Here is a 12444-nt window from a genome sequence, read left to right as displayed (position 1 = left end):
GCACTCGTTCTGATCTCAGCTCCAGCATTCGCAGGTGTTGCACTTGACGCACAGACACATTTCGCAGCGGACAACCGCGGCATCGAAAGCGTTGTCTTCACTGACAGCGCACAAGGCCTAAGCGCTGAGGCAGCTGCCATTTTTACCGCTCTGGCGGCTGAAGACGAAGGCAACGGTTCGTATGTTTTTGAAGCCAACGAAGGCATCGCACGCTCCACCCAAGGCAGCGTGAACCCAACCGCAGCCGCTATCTTTGCCCAACTCGCGGCAGCTGACAACGGCGCTGACAAGTAAACCAAAAAAACACCACTCACTAAAAAGGCCACCCAACAGGGTGGCCTTTCCGCGTTTTAGGGGCATAGTTTTAGGGGCGTCTCTTGTTTGTGGTGGCGCAATGGCCTATTGCGAAGAAAAAGCAACTTTGAAGGATGCCCCGCATGCGCCTTTCCCGTTATTTTCTGCCCGTTCTAAAAGAAGACCCCGCAGAAGCCGCCATCGTTAGCCACCGCTATATGTTGCGTGCTGGTATGATCAAACAAGCCAGTGCAGGCATTTATTCTTGGTTGCCATTGGGTTTTAAAATTCTGCGCAAGATTGAAAACATCGTGCATGAAGAACAGCAAAAAGCTGGTCATATGCCAATGCTGATGCCGACTATCCAGTCCGCTGATCTTTGGCGTGAATCTGGGCGTTACGAAGACTACGGCGACGAAATGTTGCGTATCCAAGACCGCCATGGCCGCGATATGCTGTATGGTCCAACCAACGAAGAGCAAATTACAGACACCTTCCGCGCCCATGTAAACAGCTACAAAGATCTACCACTGACGCTTTATCAAATCCAATGGAAGTTCCGGGATGAGCGTCGTCCACGGTTTGGTGTCATGCGTGGCCGCGAATTCTTTATGAAAGATGGCTATAATTTTGACCTGACAAAAGAGGATGCGTTGCACGCTTACAATCGCCATTTGGTGACATATCTACGGACATATGAACGGCTGGGGCTTCAGGCGATTCCAATGCGTGCAGATGGTGGACCAATTGGTGGCGATTATACGCATGAATTCTTGGTTCTTGCGGAAACCGGTGAATCAGAGGTGTTTTACGATAGTGAAGTCACCGATATTAAACTTGGTAATCGCGATGTTGATTTTGACGACAAGGCGCAGTGCCAAGAAATACTAGAAGAATTCACAACCCGTTACGCCCGTACTGATGAAACTCACGATGAGGCAATTTTTGCCGATGTCCCAGAGGAGCGTCGCCGTTCTGCACGTGGTATTGAGGTTGGTCAGATATTTTATTTTGGAACCAAGTATTCCGAAAGCATGAATGCGACTGTCATCGATGAAAATCAGAAACTGGTGCCTGTTCATATGGGGTCACATGGAATTGGTGTGTCTCGTTTGTTGGGGGCAATCATCGAAGCCAGCCATGATGATAAAGGTATCATTTGGCCGGAGGGCGTAACGCCGTTCCATTGTGGCATCGTCAATCTGAAACAAGGTGACGACGAAGCTGATGCCGCATGTGAAGGCATTTACAGCGCGCTGACCAAAGCTGGCCTTGAGCCGCTCTATGATGATCGCAAAGAACGCGCAGGCGGTAAATTTGCGACTATGGATTTGATTGGTTTGCCTTGGCGCATCACCGTCGGTCCGCGCGGATTGAAAAATGGGGTTGTTGAATTGACCTCGCGTCGGACAGGCGAAAGCGAAGAAATGTCACCAGAGGCAGCAATTGCCAAGGTTGTAGAGATTTACGCTAACCTATAATTTACTGAAGGTTGGCCGTGATTGCGGCCAACCTTTTGCACATTGGGTTCGCGCAAAAACGCTTGTTCGATGTAATGACAACAGCTCTTGCTTGACCATATGGAGCAAACCCTCCAGACTCCGCCAAAATAATAACACCCGGAGGCGACCGTGGCAGGCCAACCCGCACCTTTTTCTCGATTTGAGTGGATGATCGCTTGGCGCTATTTGCGTGCAAAGCGCGCCGAGGGCGGCGTGAGCGTCATGACTTGGATTTCCTTGATTGGGATTATGCTCGCTGTTGCTGCGTTAATCATCACAATGTCTGTAAGGGCAGGATTTCGTGTTGAGTTTGTTGACACGATTGTCGGCGCGAATGCCCATGTGACGGTGCGCGTTTACCCAACGGCGAATGAAAATGGTGTTTTGGACCGGTCTATTACCGATTACATAGAGCGGGCCGATGCCCTGCGCGCGGTCGAGGGGGTCACACGTGTTGCACCGCTTGTCAAAGGACAAGTGATGGCGAACCACCAAAGCAACAACACCGCAGCGCTTGTTTTTGGGATAACGGAGGATGACCTGCGGGCTATTCCTCGGGTTGCTGAGCCTATTAATGCTTGGGGTGATATCGCGAATTTTAACGACGGGGTGGCGATCGGATCAGGTATCGCGCAAAGCCTTGGTTTGGTGATCGGTGACATGATTAAAATTATTTCGCCAAACGGGGTGCGTACAGCCTTTGGGGTGACGCCACGGGTGAATACCTATGAAGTCACGTTTATCTTTTCAGCTGGTCGATACGATATTGATAACAGTCGTATCTATATGCCCTTCGCCGAGGCGCAGAGTTTTTTTAACCGCGAAGGCGCCGCAGACGAACTCGAAGTGATGACAGAAAACCCGGAAACGGTCGACGATCTCGTACTGCCGATTTTGCGTAATGCGGGGGAACGGGCGACGATTCACACCTGGCGAGACGTGTTCTCGTCGTTCTTGCGGGCGCTTGATGTCGAAGATACGGTGATGTTTGTTTTAATGTCTGTTTTGGTTTTGATTGCATCCCTGAATATTATTTCAGGGCTGGTGATGCTTGTGAAAAACAAAGGGCGTGACATTGGCATTTTGCGCACCATGGGTCTGACTGAGGGTGCTGTCATGCGCGTTTTCTTTATTTGCGGTGCGCTTGTTGGGGTGATCGGGACGGCGTTGGGCGTCGTGCTGGGGTGTTTGTTTGCGATTTATTTCGACCCAATCCTGGCCTTTGTAAATGGGGCTGCCGGAGGGGGCGTTTGGGATCCGTCCGTGCGCGGGATTTACCGGCTACCAGCCATTCTACAATTGCAGGATGTTCTGGCTGCTGTTGGTCTTTCATTGATACTATCGTTTGGGATCACCTTGTTTCCGGCGCGCCGTGCCGCCCGAATGAATCCCGTTGAGGCGCTTCGCTATGAATGATCCAGTGCTAGAGCTAAACAATATTCACAAGGCATATAACGTCGGGAAATCCAATGAGATTGCGATCTTAAAGGGGGCGAACCTGCGGTTAGAAGCAGGGGAAGTCGTTGCTTTGGTCGCGCCTTCTGGCGCAGGTAAATCAACGCTTTTGCATATAGCAGGGTTACTCGATTTTGCCGACGCCGGGGATCAACGGATCAAAGGCGAAAGTGTCGCTGGGTTGTCAGATCGTCGCCGCACCCAGATGCGTCGTAACGACGTGGGGTTCATTTATCAGTTTCATCACCTCTTGCCAGAATTTACTGCTTTGGAAAATATTGTATTGCCGCAATTGGTGAACGGGGTTACGCAAAAGGCCGCTGAGGCCCGCGGGGCTGAGTTACTGAAACGTGTTGGTATCGAAGATCGTGCGCACCACCGACCTGCGGAATTGTCTGGTGGCGAACAACAGCGCGTCGCGTTTTGTCGCGCTTTGGCCAATAATCCTTCGATATTATTGGCGGATGAACCAACAGGTAATTTGGACCCAAATACGTCTGACCGTGTTTTTGGGGCTTTGATGGAATTGGTTCAGGAAACGGGGCTTTCAGCGCTTATCGCAACGCACAATCTGGAACTTGCAGCTAGGATGGGCCGGCAAGTTCGCTTGGAAAATGGTGTTTTGGTGCCGCTATAAATTCAATTCCGCCCGCGAAACACTTGTTTTAGGCTTTACCGGCGGCGAATTGCCTATGCGGGTTGTTCTTCTTTCTCTGCGAACTTAGATTCAGACTAACACTTTGAATGTGAGGGCAGAATATGCGGTGGATTTTTCGAATCTTGGGTGCGGTTGTAATTCTGATAGCGATGGCTATTGGGGCACTATTCCTAATTCCATCCGAAAGAATTGCGTCAATCGCAGCTGACCAATTTGAAACCGCGACCGGGCGGGCGATGGTTATTTCCGGTGCTGTTAAGCCTTCGATTTACCCGCAATTGGGCGTTTCAATTGAAGGTGTGGAAATCGCAAATGCAGATTGGTCTGACGCAGGGCCAATGTTTACGGTTGAACGCCTGCGTGTCGGCGTTGGATTAATCGCTTTGATGTCCGGAGATATTCAAGTCAAGGAGATCGAAGCCGTTGCGCCCGAAATATTGCTTGAAATCGCATCTGATGGTCGGGTGAATTGGGCGTTTTCAGCTCAGGGTGCCGCGACGGGCACATCATCGCAGACTGCGCAAACAGCAGAAATTCCCGCATTTACTCTTGATAAGGCCTCCATTTCTAGCGGCTCTCTTAGGTTTTTCAATCATGCAGCAGGATCACAGCTTGTCTTGAACGAAATGGAAATTGAAGCACGTTTACCCGACTTTACGGGACCGGGGACCGTTGGGTTTGCAGCCATGATGAATGGCCAGCCGTTTTCTATCGAGAGCGATTTCGAGAATACATCGGCATTTTTGTCTGGTGCGCAAACGGAGTTGACGCTCGCTATTGCTGCAGCGGGGAACACGATCAACTTTAGCGGCCAATCTGGCTATGCTCCGCTGGGTGCACAAGGTGCCGTAGAGGTTACGTTGCCTGACGTGCCCGGCTTGTTTTCTCTACTTGGACAGCCCGCACCGGCGGTGCCTTCGGGGTCGTTGGATGGTGCAGGTTTTAGTGCAAACATGACCTATGCCAGTGCTGGGACACTCCATCTCCGGGATTGGGACTTAAGGGTGAACCAAAACCGGATTACGGGATCGGTCGATTTAGACCCAACGGGTGCGCGGCCGGTGATGAACGCAAACCTAAATGTTGGCGCGCTGGATGTTACCCCCTTTATTCCAAGGGGGGCGGATGAAAGTGGCGCGCAATCCGCCGGATGGTCTACAGATCCTATCGACGTAAGCGCATTGGGGATTATGGATGGTCGGATAACGGTTGTTGCGGACAGCATCAATTTGGGCAGTCTTACTTTCGGGGCTAGTCAAATTACCACAACTATTGATGACCGCCGTGCCGTTTTTGACCTGACACAAGTCAGCGCATATGGCGGCGCTGCCAGTGGTGAATTCATCGTGAATGGGCGGGGCGGACTGTCATCGCGCGCCAATTTATCGCTTTCGGGTTTGTCGCTAGAACCGCTTCTGTCTCAGCTTGCTGGTTATGAACGATTGAGCGGAACTGCGGATGCGCGCTTTGATGTTTTGGTGTCTGGGCGTTCTATGGATGGATTGATGCGTTCGATATCAGGTGACGGACAGTTTAGTATTGAAGGCGGTGAGTTGCGCGGGTTTGACCTTGCTGGCATGTTGCGTAATCTGGATGCTTCTTATGAGGGGCTGGGCAGTCGAACAATTTTTGATCGTATTGGGGCCAGTTTTCAGATTACGGATGGGACGCTTCGCAATGATGATCTGAATTTCCAATCACCACTTTTTACGGCAACAGGGGCGGGCTCCGTCGGGATCGGGGCGCAAACACTTGATTATCGTGTAGTTCCTGTTGCTTTGGCTGGCGAGGATGGCACCGGAGGCATTAGTGTTCCGGTATTAATCACTGGAACTTGGGTAGATCCAAAGTTCCGTCCTGACCTGCAGTCGCTATTGGATGCAGAACTAGAGGAAGAGCGTCGCGCATTAGAAGAACGACTTGCTGCAGAACGTGATGCTGCCGAGGCACGCTTGCGCCAACAAGCTGAAGAAGCGTTGGGTGTGACACAACAAGAAGGTGAAAGCACAGAAGATGCGTTACGCAGAGGGCTGGAGGAAACGGTAACAAACGAGTTGCTCAATCTCTTAGGTGGAAACTGAGGTGCAATTGGCGGATAAGCTGCGCATTTCACGTATTTTCCTGTGAAAGTAAGGAATTAGCACTAGTGCCTGTCGGGGAATTTAGTATTTCTGACGTTGTCTGCCAGGAGCTTGGTAGATGGTGAGATAAGCTAAATACAATATGAGGGAGATGTTTTTTTGACAGTCTCAAATAAAACTAAGATTTCTGCGGCGTTGAAAACTGGGTTCGGTGCCCTAGCATTTGGTGTTCTTTTCAGCACGGCAGCACAAGCATGTCCTGATTGGTCTTTGAGTGGTGCAGGAATTAACGGTTCTGCAACCGATTTCTACACGCAGCGGACTTATGGTGTCGTTGCAGGTGGCAATAATTCTGCTGCGGCATGTGGATTGGGCGGCGTTGCAGGAAATTACGCAAGTGCCCCCGATTTTGAATTGAACTATAATGGCGCGTCTAACTTCGCATTACAGATTTCTGTCTATAGCGATTGTGATGCGACCTTGCTGATCAACACTCCAAGCGGAAGCTGGATGTGGGATGATGACAGCAATGGTAATCTTGATCCAAAAATCTATCTGAATGGTGCCGCGAGCGGCACATATGACATTTGGATCGGATCTATGGGTGGCAATTGTAGTGCCAACCTAGCACTAGAAACATTCTGATTTGATCAAAAGAAAAGAGCGCCAGTAGGCGCTCTTTTTACTTGGCTTATATGGGGAATGTTAATCCCACCACGGTCCATGATGTTTACCGCCATCAGCATCAATACGTTCGAACCCGTGCGCCCCGAAGAAATCCCGTTGGGCTTGAACCAAATCTGTTGTGCCGCGTGCTTTGCGCATTGTATCAAACCAAGCCAACGAAGCACTAAAGGCTGGGATAGGCTGGCCTGCGAGGGCCGCCGCTGCTACGAGCTTACGCATAGCTACCGTGCCAGTTTGAAGCGCATCGGTGAAGGCAGGGGCAAGCAACAGTCGACCATCTGGAAGGTCCGACCGAAACGCATTTGAAATATCGTCTAGCAGTGCAGAACGAATAATGCAGCCCGCACGCCAAATTTCGGCAACACGTGCCATATCGACATTCCACTCATAATGATCCGAAGCGGCCTGCAAAATTTGGAAACCCTGTGCATAGGCCAAAATGCGCCCTGCAAGCAAAGCTGCGGCCATATCTTCTGTTGAGAGATCAACGTTAGGTGAAACAGTTTCGGGGAAAATAACTGCAGCCTTTTCGCGAATAGGCTTATCCGCAGACCAACCGCGTGCGCCGACCGCAGCCTCAATCGCTGACGCAGACTGCCCGAGCGTCAGGGCCTCAATAACAGTCCAGCGCCCGGTGCCTTTTTGGCCTGCTTTGTCCAAAATAACGTCTACCGCTGGCGCGCCTGTTTTGCTGTCGTGTGCTTGTAGCACTTTGGCGGAAATTTCCATCAAGTAGGAATTTAGGTTGCCTGCATTCCAAGTTTCAAAAAGCGCACCGATGTCTTCTGGGCTTTGACCTTGGCCGTTGCGCAAAATGCCGTAGGTTTCCGCGATCAACTGCATGTCGGCGTATTCGATGCCGTTGTGAACGGTTTTCACAAAGTGACCAGCACCATCGGGGCCTAGGTGATCTGCGCAGGGCTCTCCCTCAAACTTTGCTGAGATGGCTTCGATTACTGGTTTAATAGGGGCGTAACTTGCGGGGTCGCCTCCAACCATAATTGAGGGGCCATGGCGTGCGCCATCTTCGCCGCCAGAAACGCCCATGCCGATAAAGTGCTTTCCCTCGCGCGCCATAATATCGCCGCGACGTCGGGTATTGTGAAAATTTGCGTTGCCTGCATCAACGATCGTGTCACCAGCCGAAAGAAGCGGCATGATTTGCGCGACAAGCTTGTCAACGATTTCCCCTGCGGGAACCATGAGGATGATTGTTCTAGGGGCTTCTAAAGCCTCGACCAGCGCTTCAGCGCTGTTGCCGCATCCTGTGATTTTTTCCGCAAGAGGCCCCGCGTCAGCCAAAAATTCTGTGACCCGTTCAGGGTTGCGCGTCATCACAGCTATTGGAAAACCATTTTCCGCGATGTTCAGCGTCAGCGCGCTGCCCATCGTCCCTAAGCCAACGAGGCCTAAATGTGTTTGTCCCATTGTGCCTGCTCCTAAAAATCTGTTGTTGAAAATAATCTAAGTGGAATTGACCGGGGTTTCCAGCGGTTACCGGTAACAATTGATACATAAGCAAAAAGCCCCGCAAAATGGCGGGGCTTTGGGTAGGGTTTATTTTTCTAGGCACCAGCGCATGACGGCCTTTTGCGCATGAAGCCTGTTTTCAGCTTCGTCAAAGACCACGGATTGAGGGCCATCCATAACAGCATTTGTGGCTTCTTCATTGCGATGTGCAGGCAAGCAATGCATGAACAAAGCGTCCGAATTGGCGTGGCTCATCAGCTTCTCATTGACCTGATAAGGGTACAATTGATTGTGGCGGCGTTCTCTTGCGGATTGTGGATCATGCATGGAAACCCACGTGTCGGTCACAATCAAGTCAGCACCCTCAGCGGCTTTGACAGGGTCGCGTTCAATTGTGATGGTTGATCCTTGCGAACGGGCAAGGTTTACAAACTCTTCCTCGGGATCAAGCGTTTGAGGGCCGGTAAATGTCAGATCAAACCCGAATTGTCCCGCTGCATGAATGAAACTGGCGCAGACGTTATTTCCATCGCCGGACCATACGACTTTCTTGCCTTTGATCGGGCCATGCTTTTCCTCGAAGGTCAGAATGTCGGCCATGATCTGACAAGGGTGGGTGCGATCGGTCAGGCCATTGATAACCGGGACAGTTGCATATTCAGCCAGCTCCAGAAGCGTTTGCTCTTCGAATGTGCGGATCATAATCAGATCTACATACCGTGATAAAACGCGTGCTGTATCAGCAATGGTTTCACCGTGCCCCAATTGCATATCTGTGCCCGATAGCACCATAGTTTGACCACCCATCTGGCGAACCCCTACATCAAAGCTAACACGGGTCCGGGTCGAGGGTTTTTCGAAAATCAGCGCGACCATGTGGTCTTTGAGTGGTTGATCGTCATCAAGTGCGCCTTTGGGACGCCCAAGCCGGGCTTTCTTCATGTCGGCTGCGTTGTCGATAATGCCCCGCAAGTGCGCGGGATCGGTTTTGTGAATGTCTAGGAAATGGTTCATCTTACTGTCCTTTGCTGACAACAGTTGCTGCCTGATCAAGCCGCGCAACGGCTTCGGAAATTTCTTCATCAGTGATGGTTAAAGCGGGCAAAAGCCTTATGACGTTGTCAGCGGCAGGGACGGTCAGTAGATCGACATCATAACCTGCATTGACCACATCCATATTGGTGGCTTTGCATTTCAATCCAATCATGAGACCTGAACCGCGTACGCTTTCAAACACATCTGGATGAGTTGCAATCAAGCCTTCGAGCTTTTGATTGAAAAGGCTGGCTTTGCGATTAACCTCTGCCAGAAATGCAGGCTCAGCGATCTCTTCCATAACGGCAAGCCCGACGGCACAGGCCAATGGGTTGCCGCCATAAGTCGATCCATGGGTTCCAGCGACCATGCCGGACGCGGCATTTTCGGTCGCCAAAACAGCCCCAAGAGGGAAACCACCGCCAATCCCCTTTGCTGCCATCATAATATCAGGTGTGATGCCCGCCCATTCATGTGCAAAGAGTTTCCCGGTCCGGCCTGCTCCGCATTGTACTTCGTCAAGGATCAGCAATACACCCGTATCATCGCAAATCTGACGCAGCGCTTTTAGCTCGGCATCAGGCATCGGGCGAATACCACCTTCGCCCTGCACCGGTTCCACCAAAATAGCCGCAGTTGTATCATCAATCGCGTTGGTAACACCATCCAGATCCCCAAAGGTGAGGTGCACAAAACCGGGTAAAAGCGGGCCGAAGCCTTTGACCATCTTTTCTGTACCAGCTGCGGCGATACCCGCGGAGGAACGCCCATGAAAGGATCCATCAAAGGTGATGATGTTCATGCGATCAGGTTGGTCTTTTTCATACCAATATTTACGCGCCATTTTTACGGCCAGTTCACAGGCCTCTGTGCCTGAGTTGGTAAAAAATACGGTGTCCGCAAACGTGTCGGCAACCAATTTATCAGCCAGAGCCTGTTGTTGTGGAATATTATACAGGTTGGATACATGCCAAAGGTTTGCGGCTTGGTTTGTTACGGCCGCAACCAATTTTGGGTGTGCGTGCCCAAGGGCATTCACAGCAATGCCTGCCCCAAGATCTAGAAAACGTCGGCCATCTGCTTCGATCAACCAGCTGCCTTCGCCTTTGACAAAAGTCAAAGGGGCGCGTGCATAAGTAGGTAAAACAGAGGGGATCATAGCGATATCCTTAGATCAGAAAGCCAATGGGTGCCTTACACCCGTAGCCAAGTCAACATTTTCAGAAAAAGCGATGCGCAATTTGCGCGAGTGAACAGAACAGTGGACGTCAGACGCTAAAGCGTCGGCGTCGGTTTGCAAGGGCAATATGTTGGTTCATGTTCATACGGCTGACTTAAGGGAGGGAAGTGTCTTTTGTCCAGCGTTTTATTGATACCTTCAATAAGGGGTAGGAATTGTCGCATATTTGGGAAGCAGTTCTTTCCTTTTGGCAAGGGGCAGCCTACCGATAAGGTATGACACCGAAATCCGACTCTCAGCCTTTGTTGGCCGTAGCATTTATGTTGCTGGCGTCTGCCTTATTAGCGGGGACCAGTTTGCTGGCCAAAGCTTTGGGGCAGGATATTCTTGGCGTGGGATTGCACCCGCTGCAGATTAGTCATGGGCGTTTTATTTTCGCGTTTATACTGATCAGTTCATTTGTCGCGTTCTTGCGGCCAAAATTTGGGCCACTTCTACTACCCATTCATATCGCCCGCACCGCGTCAGGGTGGATGGGCATCACGCTTATCTTTGCATCAATCGCGTATATTCCTTTGTCTGATGCTCAGGCGATTAGTTTCCTCAATCCCGTGTTCGCGATGGTGCTGGCCATTCCTATTTTGGGGGAACGTGTCGGCCCGATACGGTGGTTGGCGGCTGGGATCGCGCTGGCGGGGGCGATGGTGCTATTGCGGCCAACCCCCGAAACGTTTCAACCCGCTGCTTTGTTGGCGTTGGGGGCGGCTGTCTTGACCGGTTTTGAGATCACATTGATTAAAATGCTGTCGGGGCGGCAGGCTCCGTTACAGATTTTATTCACCAATAACGGTCTTGGTGCGATGATTTCATCAGTTGCGGTGTTGTTCGTGTGGGTCATGCCGACACCGGCGCAGTGGATTGCTTTGGTGTCGCTGGGTGGCATGATGGCATTGGCGCAAAGTTGTTTTATTCAATCAATGAAACGTGGCGAGGCAAGTTTCGTCGCGCCGGTTTCTTTTTCTGCACTCGTGTTTGCGATGCTGCTTGATTATCTCATCTTTGGGGTGGTGCCTGATGGTGTTAGTTTTATTGGCTCCGCCATTATTGTCGGCGGAGCGGTATTGTTGGCTGTGCGCGAAGCTCGCGCGAAGCGACGTTAAGGCTTCAGCCGTGTTCCGCTTTTGATCAAAGCCCAACATAGAAAAATCATTGCAGCGCATGCGCCGATTCCGACTGCTAACCCTAAATAAGGCGAACTGTCCGACTGGCCAATAACCCCGTAACGCAAGCCGTCGATCATATAAAAGATGGGGTTGGCATGTGAAATTGCCTGCATCACTGGAGGAAGGCGTTCGATTGAATAAAACGTGCCGGATAGGAACGATAGTGGTGTCACGATGAAATTTGTAATCGCTGCCATTTGATCGAACTTATTGGCGTAGATTCCCGCGAGAACACCCAATGCCGCTAAAAATGTTGCCCCTAAAAATACAAACACTAAGGCCCAAAGCGGATGCGCAATACCGATTCCTAAAGCTAAGATCAAAATGAGTCCGATGGCAAAAGCCACGAACAAACCCCGCAATACTCCGCCAGCAATGTAACCCGCTACGATTTCCAGCGGCGACAATGGCGGCATGAGCGTATCAACGATGTTCCCCTGAACCTTCGAAATCACCAATGACGATGATGTATTGGCAAAAGCATTCTGCATGACGGTCATCATCAAAATCCCCGGAGCCAAAAAATGCAGGAAGGGTACGCCCATCACATCGCCCCGTTGGGAGCCAATTGCCAGTGTAAATATTGAAAGAAAAAGACCGGCTGTTACAAGAGGGGCGAGGAGCGTTTGCGTCCACACTGCTACAAAGCGCATGACTTCGCGTTGGGCCAAAGTGTAAAGCCCTAACCAGTTCACGCGGCCAAACCGTCGTTCTCCCATGTCCCCGATCTGTGCCATTTTGTGCATCCTTGCGTGTTTTTTCGACTCATTTGCTTGTGGTCCTTGTATCCTCTGACGCCATGATTAAAATAGGGGATCAGAAATTTCTCCGTAGATGGGCGAAAAGGAAGGGACGCTAA

The 12444-nt window shown here is 51.0% G+C and carries 11 protein-coding genes; 7 read left to right on the top strand and 4 right to left on the bottom strand.

The features are described from left to right. The 6 genes from G9C99_RS04705 to G9C99_RS04680 all read left to right on the top strand — a co-directional run. On the top strand, positions 1-294 hold a 294-nt coding region (locus G9C99_RS04705; protein ID WP_166416258.1), incomplete at its 5' end, for a hypothetical protein. Between the two features lie 143 nt (positions 295-437). Then, positions 438-1775 (top strand): proline--tRNA ligase, encoded by a 1338-nt coding sequence (gene proS / locus G9C99_RS04700; RefSeq protein ID WP_166416257.1) that lies wholly within the window; start codon positions 438-440, stop codon positions 1773-1775. Between the two features lie 150 nt (positions 1776-1925). Continuing rightward, on the top strand, positions 1926-3212 hold the full coding sequence (locus G9C99_RS04695) for a lipoprotein-releasing ABC transporter permease subunit (protein WP_166416256.1): 1287 nt from the start codon (positions 1926-1928) through the stop codon (positions 3210-3212). Further along, the gene (locus tag G9C99_RS04690) at positions 3205-3888 is read left to right on the top strand and encodes an ABC transporter ATP-binding protein (RefSeq protein WP_166416255.1); all 684 of its coding nucleotides are present in this window, start codon (positions 3205-3207) and stop codon (positions 3886-3888) included. Before G9C99_RS04695 ends, G9C99_RS04690 begins: the two co-directional genes overlap by 8 nt. Positions 3889-4010: 122 nt before the next feature. Continuing rightward, a complete protein-coding gene (locus G9C99_RS04685; RefSeq protein WP_166416254.1) occupies positions 4011-5990 on the top strand; it encodes an AsmA family protein in 1980 nt (659 codons plus the stop codon). Positions 5991-6149: 159 nt separating this feature from the next. Further along, positions 6150-6635 carry a hypothetical protein gene (locus G9C99_RS04680; protein WP_166416253.1) on the top strand — a complete coding sequence of 162 codons (486 nt, stop codon included), beginning with the start codon at positions 6150-6152 and terminating at the stop codon, positions 6633-6635. A gap of 60 nt (positions 6636-6695) precedes the next feature. Here the strand turns inward: G9C99_RS04680 and gndA are convergent, their stop codons facing one another. The 3 genes from gndA to G9C99_RS04665 all read right to left on the bottom strand — a co-directional run bounded on the left by gndA (position 6696) and on the right by G9C99_RS04665 (position 10341). Further along, positions 6696-8105, bottom strand: a complete 1410-nt coding sequence (gene gndA / locus G9C99_RS04675) for an NADP-dependent phosphogluconate dehydrogenase (protein WP_166416252.1) — start codon at positions 8103-8105, stop codon at positions 6696-6698. A gap of 129 nt (positions 8106-8234) precedes the next feature. After that, on the bottom strand, positions 8235-9161 hold the full coding sequence (argF, locus tag G9C99_RS04670) for an ornithine carbamoyltransferase (protein ID WP_166416251.1): 927 nt from the start codon (positions 9159-9161) through the stop codon (positions 8235-8237). Position 9162: 1 nt separating this feature from the next. After that, complete coding sequence (locus tag G9C99_RS04665) at positions 9163-10341, bottom strand: aspartate aminotransferase family protein (protein ID WP_166416250.1); 1179 nt, start codon at positions 10339-10341, stop codon at positions 9163-9165. Between the two features lie 296 nt (positions 10342-10637). Between G9C99_RS04665 and G9C99_RS04660 the strand changes: the two genes are divergently transcribed. Next, entirely contained in the window at positions 10638-11522 is an 885-nt protein-coding gene (locus G9C99_RS04660; protein WP_166416249.1) for a DMT family transporter, read from the top strand. Here G9C99_RS04660 and G9C99_RS04655 read toward each other — a convergent pair. Continuing rightward, a complete protein-coding gene (locus G9C99_RS04655; protein WP_231703961.1) occupies positions 11519-12322 on the bottom strand; it encodes an ABC transporter permease in 804 nt (267 codons plus the stop codon). The two genes, G9C99_RS04660 and G9C99_RS04655, sit on opposite strands and share 4 nt — an antisense overlap. Between the last annotated feature and the right edge of the window lie 122 nt (positions 12323-12444).

Source organism: Cochlodiniinecator piscidefendens, assembly GCF_011326755.1.
Taxonomy (GTDB): domain Bacteria; phylum Pseudomonadota; class Alphaproteobacteria; order Rhodobacterales; family Rhodobacteraceae; genus Cochlodiniinecator; species Cochlodiniinecator piscidefendens.
Note: the sequence above shows the minus strand (reverse complement) of the source record. Positions and strands in the feature narration are given on the sequence as shown.